The sequence below is a fragment of the Bradyrhizobium sp. sBnM-33 genome (assembly GCF_032917945.1).
Lineage (GTDB): Bacteria > Pseudomonadota > Alphaproteobacteria > Rhizobiales > Xanthobacteraceae > Bradyrhizobium.
In genome coordinates this window covers 2,442,624-2,461,446 of the sequence record NZ_CP136624.1, presented here as the reverse complement: position 1 = coordinate 2,461,446, position 18,823 = coordinate 2,442,624, and the positions used below count along the sequence as shown (strand labels likewise).

The following is an 18,823-nucleotide window of genomic DNA, read 5'->3' as shown; positions in this document are numbered from 1 at the left end:
GTCATTCCGGCACGCTCCAAATGATCGCATCTGATGTCTGTTTATACATTCCATTATAGCTCGCAAAACCGCGTGGCGCCCGCTGCCGGTGGCGTCGCAAAGCGAAGCGCCTCGGGCCGATGCTGCTTCGTGATGCGGTACTTGATCATTCGCAGCCCTCGCTGGTTCTCTGAGTCTGAAACATTGGCAATGCGTCATCTATGTGACCGCGATTGAGTTGTAGGAGAGTTAAATCGAACTCGCATCTGAGCCGCGGACGCTCGGAAATGTCATTGACGGGCTGATAAACATCTGGCGCTCGTGTACCATTTCATTGGCTCCTTGCAAGATAACGATCAGAGAAGGTGATTAGTCCGTCGCATTGACCGCAACTGGGATCATCTGCGGATTTTTACCGCCTCGATACGTTGCAACTCCTAACGCATTGTTGCCGCCATGCCGCCCGCGAAGCACTCACCCTTTATCGGCTGCTGGTGGCGATATTGTAGACACCATAGGGTGAGGGGCGCCCGAGTTCGGGAATGACGAAATCATGCACGCGAACTTCCTCGGGCGAACCCTTCGGTCGCCATTCGCATCCGGCGTTCTTGAAATCGCCGACAAGCTCCTTCTTCTTGGTGTCGACAGAGATCGCCGGCTCACCTGCCGCGAGCGCTTCGCTTCTTTCACCCGATCGTTGATGTAGTGGAATTGCGCGTCAGAATCGGGATTGTGGGATCCCTCGCGGGTCTTGCGGTTGGCTTGCAGGCGGTAATCGAGCCTGTGCAGGAGTTCGCCGACGAGCGTCCGGCCAATCGTATGGCCCATGTCGCGCAGGCTTTGGCTGAGCTTGCGAAGGCTCTTGGAAGTCCACAGCAGCGGCGATTGCGGATCGCCTCGCGTCTCTGGCTCGACCAGCGCGCAGATCATCGAGCAAATTCGCATCCGTCTCGCTCAGAGGCCTACGACCTCCGCCCACCCGGCGTACCCGTTCCAAGTCAGGCGTCTCGCCTGCACGCAATTCGGCCAGCCCGCGTCCGATCGTGCTGCGCGCGATACCGGTGGCACCATCACCGCAATGATCCCACCGTGCCCGGCCGACGTCGCCTCGGCTGCTGCAAAACGCCGCCGACCGCGCTCGTCGAGCACCGGAGCGAGGGCCTCGAAGCGAGGGCGTATGGCCGATTCGTCGATCACGCCAAAACGATATAGTCTCGCGACTCCAGAGGGACTCCCGCCCGCCAACAAAATCCGACCCGACCAGATTCACTTGTTCGCGGACGGGCCCTTAGTCCGGTATCCGCTCCACATTGTGAGCCACCATGATGCTCTGCGAGGGCGGTGATTGCGCGTTCTGGTCGGGTCGGCGAGAAGCCGCTCGAACCAGCTGGGCGCGCACGATCAGTCGAAGCCGGCGTCAGCCCCTCAGTCGATTTTGCAGTGCCCGCCGATCGACGACGAGATTGTCGAGGTTCACATCTACCTGCCGTCTTACCGCCAATCGGCTAACCAGCGCTCGGGTCCCATCCACTACGAAGACGCCGCAATCATAACCGTTATTCTGCCGGCGCATGCTGGCGGCTTGCAGGTTGGCGCCCAGCCGTTCTACGAGCCGTCCTGCAGGCCGATCATTGAATCCGGGGGCGGAGTCGTAGTGATAGGCGACCGGCCTCTCCCGATCGCGGCGATCAACCAGCAGCAGCGACCAATGTTCGCCGCGGCGAGCGCGGTCCGTAGGGCTGGCATCGCTAACTGGCAAGAACAGGAAATCGACTATATCGTTACCATTCCGATCATCGACAAGGCGATGGAGCGCGCGTAGCGCGTCGGTATCGGCGCCATGGCTCAGCTGAAAGGCTATCAGGGGATCCACGAACCGCGTCCGGGTGGCGAGATTCGGATGACTCCGCCCCAGCTCCTGCGCCAGGAGCTCGTAATCCCGCTGGATATGCTCGTCACCCAGCCATTGCTGGGCGTCGAGCACCCGTCCGCTGCGGTCGCGGGAAGAAGAGGCCCCCGTAGCCAACGCGCCGATCTGAGCATCCGGAGCCGAGGATGGGCGAGGATGATGGATAAATTGAGCATCGCGGCACCCTCGCGGTCCCAACATGATCGAGTAGGTCTCACCGTTGATAGAGACCGGCTGTGGAACGATGCGCGAATTCGGCAACAGCATTCTGTTGTCCAGCACATCAACCAGCAAATCCGGGACCGGCTGGGAGCCATGCTGCCAATCCCTACCGACGAGATGTCCGATATCCTCTAGTTCCTGAGGTGCGCCTGATGGCCCGATGAAGAACGGTGATCTAACGCCGGAGCTAGGCACCAGCGCAGACTGAGCATCGTCACGCATCTCCTGCGGAGTGGACGGCAGATCAACCAGAGAATCAAGACCGCGGTAGATCTCTGACGTCCGATTCTGCGGTGTGGACGGCAGATCAACCAGAGAATTAAGACCGCGGTAGATCTCTGACGACCGAGCTGGCGCGGCCTCCGGAATTGGCCGCATGCTCGCCTCATAGTCGGACGACAGCGACAGCCACTCACTTGGACCAAAGTCAGGCGGCGTCGGCAAATCACCGAGGCTGAATTCGGACGGGGACAGCACTCGCGGCGACCAAGCTGGCGCGAGCGGCAGCCACTCGCTCGGGTCGAAGTCGGACGGCACTCGCGGCCACGATAAGCTCGAACCGGCAAGCGGCGATTCCTGACTCGGCCGCTCAGGGAAGGCCACACCCAGCGCTCTGTTTGCTTCGACGAGCCGTAGGTACGGCCCAAGCTGGTTGAGTAGCTTGTTCAAACTCAGGCAGATGCTCCGTTTGGTTTGGGTGAATTCCCGGTAATCTACGTTCAACGACCGTTGCTGCTGATCATTGCCGTTGATTCGACTCACTATGCTCTCTCTACCCGTGGTTCGGAGCCAATCACTGAAGCTACGTTGCGCCGAAGCAGTATTCCGCACATCTTTCTTTTTCGATTGGGAAGCCGGGTCGGATCCGAGCTTGCTTAGCTGTTCCTTGGCCACGCCATCGATGATGCTGGCGTCGTCGTCATAAGGATGAAGCCGGCGAGGATGAAGCCCGTGCTGGAGCTCGCCGCGTAGGTACCCCCGAAGGTTGTTGATCCCCAAGCTGATTGCCGGATAGCCAATGTCTCGCTTGAACTCCGAGATATCTTTCTGCAATTGTTTCTCCTGCTCCTCACTGCCGTTGAGTCGACTCTCTATGCTCTCCCTGCCCTCTCTTTTCAGCCAGTCACTAAGCCTGCGCTGATTACTAGCGACGTTGAGGATAGGCGCCCTCTCTTTGGCAGTCGATTCAGGTCCAAGCCTGCCCAAGGCTACGTCAGTGGCGCCGTCGATGATGCCGGCGTCGCTCTCATAAGCACTCAAAGTACGGCGCCCGATGACGCGTGGCCCCGGTCCTAGTGTTTCGAACCCTCCCCCGTCAGGCTGAAGCCTTCGGAGATGATTCAGGGCCGTAAAGAGGCGGCCGTTGTGGTCATTCTCCTCGCCGTAGGCCATGATGTCCTCGGCTAATTCGTCAGTTCGAAACCGAGAAGTCAGGGATGGCTTCTGTTTGGCTGTGAGCCACTCAGCAAAGTGCGTAAGAACATCCGTATGAGTTCTGAAGGTATTGCCGGGAACATTATGTGCCCGGGCTGCTGCCGCGTACTGGTGAATGAGTAGCGCGTCTCCGGTAAGGGGCGGCGGAAAAGGAGGAGGAGACAACAACTCGCCGGCGCGGGACTTCCGAAGCGCTTCCAATGCGGTATGCACTCGCTCTATGCCCCCCGCATTCACAAATTCATTCGCATGGGCCTTCAACTGAATAGGGTTTTCAAGCAGGCTAGCCAGTGTCAAGTTGTTGGACTTTAAAAAGTCGCTGAACCGGCCCAGATGTTCCACCATCTTCTGAATGCTACTGGGAGCATAACGGCCTGCAGCCGCGCGCGCGAACTCGGAAAGGAGGGCCGCGTCCTCTTCGGACGCGCGGCTGCGCTTGTAGCAATCGATACGAAGCTCTGAATAGACCACATCCGAAGCCGGGCCACCGATCGACTTTTCATCGCGACTTCCTCCGAAGCCTTTGCCGAGCCCTGATTTAACGCGAGAAAACAGTCCTCCGCTCTTATTCCTTGTCCGCGCGACGGGCTCCGGTTCCGATGGTGCTGTATAGCGCGTGCTGTTGAACGAGTTATCCCGAAGGTTGGACAGCGGCGGCATCCACATCGAACCGCCAACGTCAGTGCGCGGGATACCGTCGTGCGCCTTTGCGGGTCGAGTATCGGGCGAACTCAGCTCAGCGGAACTCTCCTCAGGGAAGCCGAGTTGCAGCTCGCCCAACTGCTGCTCAAAGCCAGCTTGATCCGCAGGTTCATTATCCGACTCTTGCCGCGCACGCAGCAGCTCTTGCTGGTCATCGTACCAACGCGTCCAATAGTTCGGATCGTTATAGCTAGGTTCCATACCACTCTCCCGAGATGAGATGACTCTTCATAGCTGCCCCAGAGCCCACTTGGGTGCGCTGACCACAAAGACTCCAGCTTTAGAAAGCCGATTGCCGAGATCGGCAACCAGAACAAGAGGACAGTCGTCGCGCCCCGCTCCGAGTTCGGGCATTACTCACACCAGCCCCAGCCTTAGCTGCCGCAGACGAACTGGGCAGCAGGTGGCCGCGCGCCAAAGAACGACAGTCCCTTCATAAAAAGGCATGGATTCACGTCGCGGCTTGCACTCACAACAGCCGGAGACAGGGAAGGACAGATATTTGCCCGATCGGAAGGCAACAGCGTTGGCGCGCCCTGCACGAAAGCGCGGCATACGGCACATCGGGATTTGAACTTGCGGCCGCCCGGCTGCGGAAAGCGCCCCGATCTGATCTCGAACTGCACGTGCTGCCTCAGCTCCAATTGACCGCCGCCACATTCCGTACGAGCCGACTTCGATTCAGGCTCGCGCAGCAACAAACTCGCGCGCACCTTCTCGAGACATTGAAACCCCTGCTTGCGATCACGAAGCGTCTGAGACGATGACCACTCGTACGATTTAGACTGTACAACCTGACGCCACGTAGGCTTCAAGTCCTTTCTGGCGGCCGTCGTGGCGGGGCTGGTTGGGTTGCATCCGCGTTTCAGGATGTGATAAATCGCCTTCCATCTTGATGATCTGCGGCTAAGCGCGTCAAATGGGCATTGCGGCGCTGCTCAACGAAAACGAACGCCTGAAGGCGCCTTTGGCGCAAACGCAGGCAGCCTTGAGCGAGCATCAGGGGGCACTGGCGGCATCGGAGGAAGCGCGACGTCGGCTGGAGGTCATTTCTCGGGGAATTGAGACGCGAGAAGTTCGGCGCGAAGTCCGAGAAGCTGCGGCCAGATCAGTATCACTTGCCGCTGGAAGACGTGGAGATCGCGCAAGGCATCCTGGACGCGGCGCAGGAGAGAGCCGAGGCTGTGATCCAGGGCCGATCGCGGAGCATGCCGGAAGCGGCTGAACCAGACGCCGCATTTGACGCTGCACGCGCTGAAGGACGAACTGGCGGCGCGCGGGGTCAAGGTCTCGCACAACGCGGTCTGGCTGTTCCTGCGTCGCGAGGGGCTACGGTTCAAAGAACGCTGTTCGCTCTTGAACAGGGCCGTTCCGCCGGCGCCGCCGCTGGCGATCGTGGCAGGCCAGCCTCGATCCGCGACGCCTGGTCTTTATCGATGAGACATGGATCAAGACCAACATGGTTCCGCTGCGTGGATGGGCGCCCAAGGGCGCTCGCCTGCGCGGCTTCGCGCCGCATGGCCACTGGCGCACGATGACGTTCCTCGGTGCGCTGCGTTGCGACCGACTGACCGCGCCTTGCGTATTCGATGGGCCAATCAATGGCGAGTGCTTCCGCACCTATGTCGAACAGCTGCTCATTCCATGTCTCGGACCAGGCGACATCGTCATCATGGACAATCTCGGGAGCCACAAGTCCGCAGAGTTGCGCCGCATCATCAGGGCCGCAGGCGCAAGGCTGTGGTATCTGCCGCCCTACTCACCCGACCTCAACCTGATCGAGCAGGCCTTCGCCAAGATCAAGCACTGGATGCGCGCGGCCCAGGAACGCACCGTCGATGAGCTCTGGCGCCACATCGGCGGTCTCGTCAGCACAATCCAGGCAGGTGAATGCAGCAACTATTTCGCAAACGCTGGATACGCTTCAATCAAACTGTGAAACGCTCTAGCTAGTTTCTGTCGCGAAACGCCCGGATTTGGGGGCGCCGATCCAAGTTATGCCGATGGATTGGGCACAAAATGAAGGAGAGCAACGGGACCGGCAAGCTCGGGACAGATGATTTTTGAGTTGGTTTCAGGTATTGCGCGCCGGCTGTCAGCTTGAGATGCGCTGAGCCGTGGCCACTTTGAGTGACCGGGGCAGGCCTACGGGTCTATCAAGCAGCTTTTCGCCTGCGCGACGATCCTGCCATCAGCATTGCCGCAATCCTCATGAGATTGTTGGCGAGCACCGCGGCGCCGACCCACAGTTCGAAGCGGTCACGTCCCTCGGCGAGACAGCGCTTCATGCCGCGGCCTCGGAACAGCACGGAGATGCGTCCCTCGATGCCGGCGCGAAAGCGTTGACCATTCTTGAAGACCACGCTCTTTTCGTACGCCTCACGTCGTCCCGTCCTCTTGCCACCACGCTGAGGAATGCACACCACCTTCACGCCGGCGTGCTTGCACGAGGCAAGGTTCTGCTCGCTGAAGAAGCCACGATCCGAGCCATACAGCTGCGGGGCACGGCCAAAGGCCTGCCTGTGGCGCTGGAGGGAAGATGCCACATGAACCTCGTCGGGCGGATTGCCTTTCAGCACCTCGTATTGCGTGATCAGGCCCTCCGCGCTTTCGGCGAGGAAGACTTTGTGGCCGAACTCGACCGGCGTGCGCACCTTGCCGCGTTTGATCAGGTCGGTATGGGGCTCGAAGATGGAATAAATCTTCTCGTCGGTAGCTACCTGCTCACCAAAGAGCACACGATGACGTGCCTGATCGATGACACGATCTCCCAGCCCGCAGAAGTGCTCGATCTGACTGCGCAGTTCCTCGATGGCCATGTCGGCGAACATGTCCTTGCCGCGCATCGTGCGGGTCCTCTCGAGCCCCGCGCGTGCGTTTCCTACGACCTCCTCGGCAATGTCGACGAGCGCCCGGTATATCCGGGTCTGCTGCTCGTGACGCTGCCTCGTCGTCATGCGCTGGATCTCGTACATCCGGCGCCGCGCCGCGCGCGTGCGGTCGCAAAAGCCCTTGATTCTTCGCAATTCCAGCGCTTTGGCCAGACGGCGGACCAAGCGTGTGACGACGCGGACCACATCCCATAGCAACGTGTTGTCGGTCGGATGATGAATGTCGGTCTGCACCACCGTAGTGTCGACCCGCAGCTTCGTGCCATCCTCCAATCCGAGCTCGACCGCTGCCCGAACCACCAAATCGTTGACCGCTTTCAACGTTTGTGGGGTCAGACGGATGAAGCCACGCTGGAAGGCGTCGTGCTTCGGCACCGGCGCGCAGTAGAAGTCGGTGAACTGACGAAGCGTCAATCCATCTGCGATGCGTTCACGCAACTCGCGATAGTCCCAGTTCTTGAGCCGCATCAGAACCAGCGAGCGCAGAACCTGTGTCGCCGTCAATCCGTGACGACCGCTATCTGGCTGCTTCAGGCCACGCACCAGATCCCGCCGGACACGCTCGATGACGTCCCGCTGGTCGTCGAGAAAGCCAGATATCGCCTCCAGCAGCGGCTCCAGGCGAATGCCCTGATCACGTTGCCGCATCAGCTCCCAATCGGCAAAGCTGATCTGTCGCGCTGTCGCTCTCACACCGCTCGGCTCTTCTTGCTTTTGGATGCTTCGGCGCGCTGTCGCTTCAGCGCTTTGATGTATCGCGGTGCCGCCTGGTGCAGCAGATCCTGCAGAGCGCGCCCGTTGTCCAGGTTGCGCTGAACCTCCGGCACAAGCTCTTCCGGCACGTAGACGGCAACGCGACGCTCGTTCGCGCGACCGTAGAGCACATAACTTTGATGCTGTTCGCCAGACTGGCACGCAGGGCAGTTCTTGCGGATGCACCGGCTACGACGCAGGCTCAGCGAACCCAGAAGCGCAGGCCAGAGATTCGTCGATTCGCTTCGCAGCCAGCGCGCGACATCCGAAGGCGATTCCGAATCAACATGCTTCATATGAAGAATGTGATACCATGCACATGTACGCCGCAAGAAAAAACGTGCTCGAAAATCGCGAAATAACCCCATTTTAAAGGGCGAAATGTCTTTCGCGACAGAAACTAGCTAGAGTCTCTCCACGTGGCCGCGCTGCTCGTCTTGTACGTGGCGCAGCAACTTGTCGCCAGATTTCCAAGCTTTGACATTCTGCGCTTTCCACCGCAGGGCCGGACTGGCTTCTATCGAGGCGCGCACGTTTGCTGGCACCTCCAGAGAAGACGCGGCGATCTCACCCCGGTCCAGCACGGCATCCAAAAATGCGCCCTCCCCTGCTGTGAACTTAAACAGCGGCGCGAGCTTCTCCCGGCATTCGGTCGTGACGCTCTCGATCCAAGCTGCTGGGCCGCCAAAGCTGTCGAAATACCGATCGTGCAGGCACATGGTCAGCTTGCCGGTAATGTCGCCGACCTCGCATCCGATCTCCTCGTGCGAGGCTGTGCGCCAGTCGAAGCTCTTGGCGCTCGCACCGATCATCAAGGTGGCCGCCTTGATCTTCGCCCAGTCGAGAGACGGCATGGCGATGATCCGGTGGGCGTCGAACAGATCGCGCGCGGTGCGCCGCGTGATCAGCGCGACCATCTTGCCGGCGACGATCTCGTGGATATCGAGGACCGGAACATTCGTGGCCTGGTAGGATCCGATTGCCACCGATGGCATGCGATCCACGCCGTAGAGCGGGCCGCGGTAGAGATAATTGATATCGATCTCGATGGTCCCCGCGCCGCCCAGCGCAGAGGCGTAGCGATAAATCCATTTGCCGCCAGCGTGCTCGGACGGCTCACGCCGCGCGACGTACCCTTTCGATTCCATCAAGCGCTCGATCCGGTCTTCCAATCCCGGGCGGTCGGCGTCCATCTGTTCCTTGTCGACCGCGCCGACATAGTTGACGTCGATATCGACAGAGAGGCGGTCCAGATCGGAATGAAAGACGTTGAGTGCCGTGCCGCCCTTCAAGGCGACGCGCGGCCCGATCAGCGTGTCGGCGCCGAAGGCATCGAGAATGTCGATCAGCCGGATCACACGCTCCAGCGTCGCGGGCTGGAGCTGCCGCTCGGCCGCGATGTCCTGAAGCGTTTCTCGCGACGCGACCATCAAACGCCTTCAAAGGCGGCGTCGACCGCCTGCGCTGGGAGAAGCACGCGCCATGGCTCGACGAGCACCGCATGACCGGGTTCCGCACCCAGCGCATAATGCTTTGATCGTGGAAGCCGTGTTCGCAGGCGCGCCAGGACATCGTCGGAGACGCCGAGCGCGGCGCGCCGCTTCTCGAGCCACCAGCCGGAAACCGAGGCGAGCGACCGATTATCCAGCAGCTCGACATAGTCGGCGACCTTCGCCGGATCGAGATAGCGCACCAGATCCAGCGACTTCAGAACTTCCTCGCCGCCGCCCGCGAGTTCTGGCCGATGTAGGACATCGACGACCGTGCGTTCGACCGCCGTCACACGGACCGTCACTCCCTGCCGGTCCATAGTCGCGGTCAGGTAGTTGGCCTTGCCTGTCGCCGCCAACGCCTTCGCCGGCGTGACGAAGCGGCAAGCACCAAATGGCAGGTCCACGCGTTCGGTCCGTCCGGCGCTGATAAGCTGAACCTCGTTGAACTCGGAATAGGCTATGCCGTGCAGCTCAAGGGCTGAGTGAAATCCCAGGACCCCATCGGGACGCAGCTTGCTCGCCGCGGCGAAGCGGTCGATCACCATCCGCTCCGCCGCCATGTGGGCCGGCACTGCGGCAAACACCTCGCGACTGACCCGCTTAATGTTGCCAGCGCGCAGGTGATGCCTAAGCAGGCTGGTGACATTGGCCGCGCTCGCCGGATGGCCGAAGGCCGCCGCGAACTCAGCCCGGGTGAAGACCGGATGAGCCGACAGGAAGCTGGCCGTTTTGTGCTGGCGGGGTTGCATAAGTCTTCAATTCTGCGCCAAGGCAGGTAACAAATAGCCAGTCTGACGCAAATTTTGTCAACAAATCTTCCTGAGAAAAGGGGCCGATCGGCCGTCCCTTTGATGGCGAAAACGCGCCGTATGGGCTAAAAATTACCCCTTCCGGCGCACTTCTAGAACAAACCGCCCCGCGAAAGGACCGCATCAGACGAATTAAGCGGTTTGCTTAGACGGATCTCCAATGTCAGATAATTCTCAATAAATGTTGACATTGTTAGATTTTGTTACTATTTTGCCGACATGGGAGGCGGCCATGAGCAATGGACCCATTCAGAAATGCGGAGTTGCCCAGCAGCTGGAAGCGTTATGGCCAAGACCTGGTCAGCGACGCCACGAGCCGTGAGGAGCGAACGACGCAGGCGTGCCACAGCATGATCGGTGACGTGGACATGAAGACGTTCAGTCCCCTTTTCGATGAACTCAAAGCTCATGCCGACCGCCCCCAAATGGACTTAGACCCGGTCACGGCGGTCGAAACGATTTTCGAGTCTCATCCAACGTCGCCACTGGCGGATACCCTGCAAAGACATCTGATTGCGAATCTCCGGGATCAACTCCCTCCCGAGAAGGCGCTCGATCAGGCGCTCGACAGCACGACAAAAGAATGGATCGGCACCATCAAAAACCGGCTCGACGAAGAATGCATTCGTGCCCGCGATCTCGGCGACATGAGCCGCGAAGATTACCAGAAGGGAATCGAGCGGAACCGCGAGACGTTCGCTGCCATCAAGCCCAGCGAACTCTGCGACGCCTTGGCCACCGGCAACAAGCGCGCGTTCAGGCAGGCGGTTGAGAAGAAAGCCGGCGTAGATGAGGGGCCCGAAGAGTGAGCGCCAATCCGAAATACTCACCGATGCAAGAAAAGCGCTTGATCGTTATCGAGAAGGGACAGAAGCGCAGCCGCCGCACCCTCCCGAAGGGTGCTGTGATCGCGGAGGTCGGCCGTCACATTTACTTTAATCCGGCGGTTCTGGATAGCTTTGACGTAAAGGGCTTCGAGCCGCTGCACTACGATATGCTTGTTCTCTGCGCCGCCATCGAGTTCGCTGACCGGCGTTGGAAGCGTCCGTTGGGCTGGCGCCGAACCTTCGATGTGGCGATCCCAGTCATCGACCTTAAGGCCTGGCAGAAGCCGGAGGTTCTGAAGGCCCTGCACGGCGTCTTGAACCACCTGACCGGCGACGCATGGCGATTGACCTTTGTCCAGGCAAAGAACCTCTCGCCGATCGGCACGCGGCAGATGCCGTTGGACTTCGGCAAGGCCAAGACCTTCGCCGTCGCTTACAGCGATGGTTTGGATTCGCGTGCCGTCTCCGCTCTGAGCGGGAGCGAGGCTGAGGCACTGTGTATCCGGGTCGCGGGCAATCGCCAGCGGCGCAAAAACGGGGATAGTTATTTCACGCAGATTCCCTTCAAGGTGAAGGGATATCGCGGGAACGAAAGCAGCTTCCGCTCGCGGGGATTTCAGTTTGCGGCGGTGACGGCGATTGCTGCACAGCTCTCAAACGTGACGCGCGTCATTGTTCCGGAGAGCGGCCAGGGCGCGCTTGGGCCGGTACTTCTCCCGCTGCACAACATCTACGCCGACTATCGCAACCATCCGACGTTCTTTCGGAAGATGGAGCGCTTCATCAAGGCAGTGCTGGGCTACCGAGTGCGGTTTGAGCAGCCACGCCTCTGGTCGACGAAAGGTCAGACGTTGCGCGCGTTTCTGGACATGATCGGAAAGTCCGAACAGCATCTGACGAGTACCCATTCCTGTTGGCAAGCGCGCCGGGTCGTCAATGTAGGCGGTAGGACGGTAGGAAGCAGTGTGGCCTGTGCGCGGCTTGCTTGCTGAGACGCCTCAGCCTGCATGCCGCTGGCGTTAACGAGGCGCCTGGTACGTATATCGTGTCCGACCTTGCCGCTTCTGACGCGGCCGATGCCTTGTCGGTCATACCCCAAAAGGCTGATCGGGACATCATGGTCGAATACGGAAGCGTCGGTGCGCGTCACCTGCAGCATCTCGCGGACATGAGCGGCTTGCCTGACGAGAACATTCGCGTTCACGCCTCGCAAATCTCAGCTGCGATAGCGGAAAACTACGAAGACACTCTGAAGAAACTGAGGACGATGTTGGTAACTCATGCCGAGGAATGGCGGGCATTTTTGTCCGCGCAAGGAGATCAAAGCTTTTTGAAAAGCTGGATGGATGGAGGGCGCAATGGCTGATCTGAATGAGCTGAGCGCACAGGAAATAGGACGCCGCCTGCGGATAGCACGGGAGAACGCAGACGTCCGCCAGGATGACGCGGCCCAGGTCATCGGCATGTCCCGCCCCACCCTTGTATCCATCGAGAAGGGCGTGCGCCGTGTGCGCATCCAGGAAATCCAGACGCTCGCGCGCCACTACGGCGTATCGGTCAACGCCCTCCTCCGCCGCGAGGCAGTGCATACCGATCTGATGCCTCGGTTCCGCAAGTTGCGGGAGACGGAGGACGCGCACACCACTGAAGCCGTTCAGCTATTCAACGACCTGATTAAAGCGGACGTTGAAATGGAGAATATCCTCGGCATCCAGCGACGTCGAAATTACCCCCCGGAACACGGTATAAACGAGGGCGACGTTGCGGCCCTCGCAGAAAAGCATGCCAAGGAATTGCGCGACTGGCTGGGTCTCGGTCCGGGGCCGATCGCCGACATCTTCTCGGTCATCGAACTGGGTCTTGGCATCCGATTGTATCAGCGTCGTCTCTCATCCAGTTCAAAGGTTGCTGGCCTCTTCACCTACGATGAAAGTGTCGGCGCCTGCATACTTCTAAACGCCAACCACCCATTGCCGCGGCGCATCCAGTCCGCGGCGCATGAGGTCGGCCACTTCTATGGTACCCGTCGGATTCCCGAAGTGCTCGAAGACGATGAGAAGTTCCTCTCACGCGATGAACGCTATGCCAACGTCTTTGGCCGTGCATTCCTGACGCCAGCCGAGAGCTTCTCGGAAAGCTTCCGCCAACTGAAGGAGATCACCGGCAAAACGACCCGGCGCCTGATCATTCTCCTCGCCCAGCAATATAATATCTCGCGCCAAGCCTGCGGGCTGCGGCTCGAGGAATTGGGCCTTGCCAAGAAAGGCACTTGGGCATGGTTCGAAAACAACGGCGGCATCACCGATGACAATGTCCGAGAGGTCCTCGGCGAAATGGCCGATCGCCGCGATCCCGCAAAGAGCGACGCGGACCGACCCATCTCCCACCGCCTGAGCCTGATGGCGCATGCCGCCTGGAAGCGCGAGCTCATGTCGGAAGGACAATTGGCGGAGCTGCTGAAGGTGGGCCGAGTGGAGCTTCGCGGCGTTATCGACCAGATCGAGCTTGAGGAAAGAGACACGGATGAGTTGCACAAGCTCCCTGATTGATATCGCGGATCCGCTGATTCTCGACACAAGTGTTCTGATCAACCTTCACGCTTGCAAATATGGCGAGCGCATCCTCGCGTCCATTCCCAATGATGTCGTCGTGTCCGAGATCGTGGCTGGAGAGCTGGAGCACGAGACGAGCCGGCAGAACGGCGAGCACCGCTTTCTGTTTGATCTCGTGACGCGTGGAATCGTAACGCTCGCCACTATGACCGACGCCGAGTACGAGATTTTTCATGAACTCACGTCTACCTCGCCCTCCCTTGACGACGGCGAAGCTGCAACGATCGCCATCGCGGCAGCAAGATTTTTCCTGCCGGTTATCGATGAACGGCGCGGACGAAGCCGCGCCAGCGCGCTATTGAAAACGCGAAATCCAGGCTGGTCGTTAGACATCTTACGTCATCCAACGGCCATCGCGGTCCTCGGCGACCAACCTGTCATCGAAGCGATGTATCTCGCTCTTCGCGACGGGCGCATGCGAATTCCATTAGAAAGAGTGGAAGGCGTTATCGCACTTATAGGGATGGAGCGTTCACGCGATTGCACTTGCCTCCCTGGGTATCGAGAGCGAATTTTCGACGAGCGCTCTGGGGCCGCCGCTGTAAATTCTGCCGACAGCGCGAAGCTCCCGAATCTAAAGTGAACGGCGAACTCTGACTTGACGATGTCGCAAGAGAACGCCAACGCATTGATTTCATTGGGTCGCGGGAGCGTTAAAGCGTGAACGAAACGCAGGTTTACCTGTGCTCTTCCATAGCGAGCCTCAGAGCCTTCGGGATGCGCTGCGCTTTTCCGCCCGAGATAAACGCGACCCGTACGCGCGCCGAGACCAACAGATCGTTCCCGCGCCTGCACTCCTGCAGCAAGCCAATCGACGCGCCTCTCACCTCTTGCGGGACCGTGACAATGTCAAGGAGGTCGTCCAAGACTGCCGGTTTTAGAAAGTCGATCGTCATCGAACGGACAACGAAGGCGGAAGCCCGGGGCGTCGTTCCGCGTTTCCTCGAGCAGCGCTTGCTGATTGGTGCCGAGCAGGCGCAAGTAATTCGTTCTGCCGCGCTCCATGAAACGCAGAAAATTCGCGTGATAGACAATCTGGCCGGCATCGGTATCTTCAAAGTAGACACGCACCTACATGTAGTGCCGTCCGTCTCGAATTTCGCCGTCAAGAGAGACTGTCACAGCGCGGTTCCCCTTATTGCGCGTACAGGGACCAATTGTCTTGCACAGAGGCGGTTTTTTGAGCAAGCGCTAAAATCCTGCGCTTGCCGGAAGCTGAACCGGTCGCCCGAATACGGCAGGCACCGCGCTGCAGACATCGAGGCCGAAGCTGCGGAGGTTTTCCGGACGTTGGTCAATCAGGTGACACTCGTGCTCGAGACGGAAGAACTCGCGATTGCGCTACGCGGCGACCTCGCTGCGATCCTGCGGTTTGCGGCGGGCAAGAAGAACCCCCGGCTTCCCTTCGGAGGCTGGGACTCTATTTGCAATCGCAAGCATCGGTGGTTGCGGGGATAGGATTTGAACCTATGACCCGGCGACCAGGCCCGGTCGATTATCGCCGATGAGCTTTCAGCTCCTCTTATTCCTGCGACGTGCGCCGGCGCTTCGACTCACTTCCCTGCCGCGAAGGGTAGCCGTGCGCCCGCGATGTCGGCCTGCCGGCCTGCCGCTCAGATGATGAAGTCGGATGATTGATCGCGGAGCCGGAGGTCTCAGTTCCCTTCGCTACGCTGAAAGCGGCTTGTCCGCATTTAGGATGGCACGGCAGAGCTGAAACCACTGAGACGACCAGCTCGCTTGTTTTCCGGTTCCCCAAGATCTCGGGAACCCTAAGGGGAGCGCCAAAAAAGCAGATTTTGTTATGGTTTTTATAAGAAACCCTAATTATAAATACCAAAGCAGGCTCCAAACTAGGCTTTGCCATGAAGCGCAGCGATCTCAGCCACACAATCCGGGGGACCCTGAAACGGCTGCCGCACCCGTATGAGGCGCACTACGGTATCATCCCACCACCTCCCCCGGAGCACGGGGTCTCAGTTATCCAAGCGATGAAGGCCTTGGACAATGCCCAGGGCGCGCTCGGGAAAATAGACGCAATCGCGACTCAGATGAAGGACCCCTACATTGTCAGCCGAATCCTGACCCGACGGGAGGCGGTCAGTTCGTCCTCGATCGAGGGCACCCAAAGTACGCTCGATGAACTCCTTTCGGTCGAGGAGACCGGCGGCGACGACGCAAAGGATGCCGCGCGCCAGGTCCGCAACTACGCTGTGGCTCTTGACGATTTCATCCCATTGGCGGCGAAGGACGGATATGGCGTCTTCACGATCGATCTCCTGAAGAGTCTCCATCGCGCCGTCATGAAAGATGATCCCGATTACCAGGACGTTCCGGGCGAACTCCGCACGCGCGTGGTGTGGATCGGAGGGGGCGGCAACATCGCCTATTCAAGCCTAAATCCGCCGCCACCCGATGAGGTGCCGGCTTGCCTCGCTCAGACAGTCGACTACCTCCGCAACGAGGGAATGCAGCAGATGACCCAGGGTTTCATTACGCGAATGGCCATCGCGCATGCCCATTTCGAGGCGGTCCACCCGTTCCGCGATGGCAACGGCCGCGTCGGTCGTCTTCTTCTTCCACTGATGATGGCTGCCGAGAAGCACGTCCCCCTTTATCTATCTCCATACATTGAGGCGAAGAAGGGCGCGTACTACGCTTCCTTGAAGGATGCGCAGCAGCGCCTCGACTGGCAGCCTATCATAATCTTTATGGCAGAGGCCGTGACCGGCACCGTCGAAGAGCTCATGAAAACGGGCTCGGCTCTGTCCGAACTGTCAGAACTGTGGAGGAGCCGTCGCAAATTCCGAAAGGGATCGGCGGCCGCGCGCGCGCTCGACGAGCTTCCCCATTACCCGGTCCTAACCGCCAAACGGCTCGGAGAACTCCTCGAGATCAGCCCGCCGCAAGCGCACCAGGCTATCGCACAGTTGGAGGAGGCTGGCATTCTCGCCGAACGGACGGGCTACTCGCGCAATCGCGTCTACGCCGCGAATGATGCGCTGAACATCATCAACCGTCCTTTCGGTGAACAACCGATCCTTCCCGATGAATCGGAGCCTGACGACGCCGCGAAGGCGAGCCCGAAGTGGCCGTGATGGATAATGACCATGCGCGGCCGTTAGCGTGAACCCGATTAAACGGAAAGCCGCGATGCTAATAGTCGCGCTTGCCGTGATCGAAGCTGATCTGTAACCGCACCCTGCGACAGGCTGAACCTCCTCCGAATTGATGGACACCTGTAGTAGGCTCGATGAGTCAGGAGGTGTCGGATGGAAGGACGTCAACGTCGGTCGTTTACGGACGATTACAAGCGGCAAGCGGTCGATCTGGTGGCTTCGAGCGGCCGCTCGATCGGATCGGTCGCCAAGGAACTTGGCCTGCCCGATTCCGTGTTGCGGCGTTGGGTGGAACGACGTGGGGGTGGGCGGGAGCCGACGGCGGCGGCGCGGCGCCCCACAACGCAGGCGACGCTGCCGTCGGCGGACCACGCGGCGGAGATCGCGCGTCTGCAGCGAGAGAACGAGCGACTGCGTATGGAGCGCGACATTTTAAAAAACTGTCCAGCACCGTGGCGCGCCTGTGCGGCGTAGAAACAGCCTTGTGCTATCCTCTGTGGCTGGAGGGTAGCGGCCGTTCGATTATTGGAGGCACAATCCCCGTTAAAAAACATGGTCCATGGGTGCATGCGAACTTGAGAGTGGTGACGTCGCCTTGGCGGCGATCCCGATTAGGAAGATGACGATTGGCATAGCCCAGACCCTCCTGCTGGTCATTGAATGGAGGATTGCCATGCCCAAGAGGACGACCGGCGACCGCCCGGAACTGAAGCCGGTCAACGTCGCGGCCGCCGCCATCGACATCGGATCAAAGATGCACATGGCTGCGGTTAATCCCGCTTCCACCGACGTGCCTGTGCGCTCCTTCGGCACATTTACGCGAGACCTGCATGATCTGGCGGACTGGTTCAAAGCCTGCGGCGTGAAGAGCGTCGCGATGGAATCCACTGGGGTCTATTGGATCCCCGTCTACGAGATCCTGGAGCAGCGTGCGGGTTTGATGTGATTTTGGTCAATGCGCGGTACGCCAAGAACGTGCCCGGGCGCAAGACCGATGTCAGCGATGCCGCGTGGTTACGCGAGCTTCATTCCTATGGCCTGTTACGTGGCAGCTTCCGACCTGATGCCGAGATTGCAACTCTGCGCGCGTATCTGCGCCAACGGGAGCGGCTGGTGGAATATGCCGCGGCCCATTTCCAGCATTTGCAGAAGGCCCTGATGGAGATGAATCTGCAACTCCATCATGTGGTCTCCGATATCACGGGCGCGACCGGCATGCGGATTATCCGAGCCATTGTTGCAGGCGAGCGGAATCCTGACGTCTTGGCAACCTATCGGGACGTGCGATACCATTCATCCATCGAGACGATCGGGGCGGCACTTGTGGGCAACGACCGGCACGAACATGTCTTCGCGCTGACCCAATCGCTGGAACTCTACGACGTCTACCAGGCGAAGATGCTCGACTGCGACCGCAAGCTCGAGGTCCTGATCGCGGCCCTAAACAATAGAGGCGAAAGACCGGCCGGAAAGCTATCTAAGCCACGCATCAAGACCAAGCAGGTCAACACGCCTACCTTCGATGTCAGGACCGCGCTGTACGGTGTGCTCGGCATCGATCTGACTGAGATTCATGGGTTGGGCCCATCGCTGGCATTGAAGCTCATCGGTGAGTGCGGCACAGATCTGCAGGCATGGCCGAGCGCAAAGCACTTCACTTCCTGGCTGTGCCTTGCACCAGGCAACAAAATCTCCGGCGGTAAGGTGTTGTCCTCGCGCACACGGAGATCTTCCAGTCGGGCAGCAGCACTGTTGCGGTTGGCAGCCACAACCGTCGGGCGGAGCGATACGGCGCTCGGAGCATTCTATCGGCGGCTAGCCTCGCGCGCGGGCAAGTCGAAGGCCGTGACGGCGACCGCCCGCAAGATTGCGGTTCTGTTCTACAACGCACTCCGGCATGGCATGAGCTACAAGGATCCGGGGGCCGACTATTATGAAGAACAATATCGCAGCCGTGTCCTTGCCAACCTTCAGCGCCGGGCCAAATCGCTGGGCTTCGTGTTGCAGGCCATTTCGGGGGACACCAATCCGGCTGTTTCTTAGGAAGTCGATCGCGATCTTTGCTGGGGGACC

General features: G+C 59.8%; 12 protein-coding genes and 5 pseudogenes. 10 read left to right on the top strand and 7 right to left on the bottom strand.

The annotated features are described in order from the left end of the window. Positions 1 to 466 precede the first annotated feature (466 nt). A pseudogene (locus RX328_RS11370) lies at positions 467 to 1,176 on the bottom strand (ISAzo13 family transposase); the annotation flags it as partial. Between the two features lie 220 nt (positions 1,177 to 1,396). After that, positions 1,397 to 4,447, bottom strand: coding sequence for a Ulp1 family isopeptidase (locus RX328_RS11365; protein ID WP_213253681.1), 3,051 nt, complete (start codon positions 4,445 to 4,447; stop codon positions 1,397 to 1,399). 860 nt (positions 4,448 to 5,307) lie between these two features. Here RX328_RS11365 and RX328_RS11360 point away from each other — a divergent pair. Continuing rightward, positions 5,308 to 5,364, top strand: a pseudogene (locus RX328_RS11360) (hypothetical protein); the annotation flags it as partial. Between the two features lie 97 nt (positions 5,365 to 5,461). Next, positions 5,462 to 6,185 (top strand): annotated as a pseudogene (locus RX328_RS11355) (IS630 family transposase); the annotation flags it as partial. Between the two features lie 217 nt (positions 6,186 to 6,402). On the opposite strand, the gene RX328_RS11350 reads toward RX328_RS11355, so the two are convergent. The 4 genes from RX328_RS11350 to RX328_RS11335 form a co-directional block, all read right to left on the bottom strand. After that, positions 6,403 to 7,830: an ISNCY family transposase gene (locus tag RX328_RS11350; RefSeq protein WP_317258683.1), complete on the bottom strand. Its 1,428-nt coding sequence runs from the start codon at positions 7,828 to 7,830 to the stop codon at positions 6,403 to 6,405. Then, on the bottom strand, positions 7,827 to 8,186 hold the full coding sequence (locus RX328_RS11345) for a DUF6788 family protein (RefSeq protein ID WP_317258682.1): 360 nt from the start codon (positions 8,184 to 8,186) through the stop codon (positions 7,827 to 7,829). Before RX328_RS11345 ends, RX328_RS11350 begins: the two co-directional genes overlap by 4 nt. 108 nt (positions 8,187 to 8,294) lie before the next feature. Continuing rightward, entirely contained in the window at positions 8,295 to 9,320 is a 1,026-nt protein-coding gene (locus tag RX328_RS11340; RefSeq protein ID WP_249727303.1) for a nucleotidyl transferase AbiEii/AbiGii toxin family protein, read from the bottom strand. Continuing rightward, positions 9,320 to 10,132, bottom strand: a complete 813-nt coding sequence (locus tag RX328_RS11335) for a type IV toxin-antitoxin system AbiEi family antitoxin (RefSeq protein ID WP_057841659.1) — start codon at positions 10,130 to 10,132, stop codon at positions 9,320 to 9,322. Before RX328_RS11335 ends, RX328_RS11340 begins: the two co-directional genes overlap by 1 nt. 299 nt (positions 10,133 to 10,431) lie before the next feature. Between RX328_RS11335 and RX328_RS11330 the strand changes: the two genes are divergently transcribed. Genes RX328_RS11330 through RX328_RS11310 form a run of 5 tightly spaced genes read left to right on the top strand, consistent with a single transcriptional unit; the run spans position 10,432 to position 14,214 of the window. After that, a complete protein-coding gene (locus RX328_RS11330) occupies positions 10,432 to 11,001 on the top strand; it encodes a hypothetical protein (RefSeq protein ID WP_213257008.1) in 570 nt (189 codons plus the stop codon). After that, positions 10,998 to 12,011 (top strand): hypothetical protein, encoded by a 1,014-nt coding sequence (locus tag RX328_RS11325; protein ID WP_213257006.1) that lies wholly within the window; start codon positions 10,998 to 11,000, stop codon positions 12,009 to 12,011. Before RX328_RS11330 ends, RX328_RS11325 begins: the two co-directional genes overlap by 4 nt. A 53-nt stretch (positions 12,012 to 12,064) precedes the next feature. Beyond that, positions 12,065 to 12,385, top strand: a complete 321-nt coding sequence (locus RX328_RS11320) for a hypothetical protein (protein WP_197423324.1) — start codon at positions 12,065 to 12,067, stop codon at positions 12,383 to 12,385. Beyond that, positions 12,378 to 13,568 carry a helix-turn-helix domain-containing protein gene (locus tag RX328_RS11315; RefSeq protein ID WP_057900883.1) on the top strand — a complete coding sequence of 397 codons (1,191 nt, stop codon included), beginning with the start codon at positions 12,378 to 12,380 and terminating at the stop codon, positions 13,566 to 13,568. Before RX328_RS11320 ends, RX328_RS11315 begins: the two co-directional genes overlap by 8 nt. Then, complete coding sequence (locus tag RX328_RS11310; RefSeq protein WP_108522608.1) at positions 13,543 to 14,214, top strand: DNA-binding protein; 672 nt, start codon at positions 13,543 to 13,545, stop codon at positions 14,212 to 14,214. The genes RX328_RS11315 and RX328_RS11310 overlap by 26 nt, the downstream gene beginning before the upstream one ends. A 94-nt stretch (positions 14,215 to 14,308) precedes the next feature. Here the strand turns inward: RX328_RS11310 and RX328_RS11305 are convergent. Continuing rightward, positions 14,309 to 14,702, bottom strand: a pseudogene (locus tag RX328_RS11305) (YbgC/FadM family acyl-CoA thioesterase). 794 nt (positions 14,703 to 15,496) lie between these two features. Here RX328_RS11305 and RX328_RS11300 point away from each other — a divergent pair. The 3 genes and pseudogenes from RX328_RS11300 (at position 15,497) to RX328_RS11290 (ending at position 18,793) form a co-directional block, all read left to right on the top strand. After that, positions 15,497 to 16,729 carry a Fic family protein gene (locus RX328_RS11300; protein ID WP_213257004.1) on the top strand — a complete coding sequence of 411 codons (1,233 nt, stop codon included), beginning with the start codon at positions 15,497 to 15,499 and terminating at the stop codon, positions 16,727 to 16,729. A gap of 174 nt (positions 16,730 to 16,903) precedes the next feature. After that, positions 16,904 to 17,224, top strand: a complete 321-nt coding sequence (locus tag RX328_RS11295; RefSeq protein WP_213257002.1) for a transposase — start codon at positions 16,904 to 16,906, stop codon at positions 17,222 to 17,224. Positions 17,225 to 17,423: 199 nt separating this feature from the next. Further along, positions 17,424 to 18,793 (top strand): annotated as a pseudogene (locus RX328_RS11290) (IS110 family transposase). Positions 18,794 to 18,823: the final 30 nt, after the last annotated feature.

What these genes read in the sequence shown, in the direction of transcription:
- RX328_RS11365 (WP_213253681.1), bottom strand. Translation starts at nt 4,447, where the DNA reads ATGGAACCTAGCTATAACGATCCGAACTATTGGACGCGTTGGTACGAT.
- RX328_RS11345 (WP_317258682.1), bottom strand. Translation starts at nt 8,186, where the DNA reads ATGAAGCATGTTGATTCGGAATCGCCTTCGGATGTCGCGCGCTGGCTG.
- RX328_RS11340 (WP_249727303.1), bottom strand. Translation starts at nt 9,320, where the DNA reads ATGGTCGCGTCGCGAGAAACGCTTCAGGACATCGCGGCCGAGCGGCAG.
- RX328_RS11335 (WP_057841659.1), bottom strand. Translation starts at nt 10,132, where the DNA reads ATGCAACCCCGCCAGCACAAAACGGCCAGCTTCCTGTCGGCTCATCCG.
- RX328_RS11330 (WP_213257008.1), top strand. Translation starts at nt 10,432, where the DNA reads ATGGACCCATTCAGAAATGCGGAGTTGCCCAGCAGCTGGAAGCGTTAT.
- RX328_RS11315 (WP_057900883.1), top strand. Translation starts at nt 12,378, where the DNA reads ATGGCTGATCTGAATGAGCTGAGCGCACAGGAAATAGGACGCCGCCTG.
- RX328_RS11310 (WP_108522608.1), top strand. Translation starts at nt 13,543, where the DNA reads ATGAGTTGCACAAGCTCCCTGATTGATATCGCGGATCCGCTGATTCTC.
- RX328_RS11300 (WP_213257004.1), top strand. Translation starts at nt 15,497, where the DNA reads ATGAAGCGCAGCGATCTCAGCCACACAATCCGGGGGACCCTGAAACGG.
- RX328_RS11295 (WP_213257002.1), top strand. Translation starts at nt 16,904, where the DNA reads ATGGAAGGACGTCAACGTCGGTCGTTTACGGACGATTACAAGCGGCAA.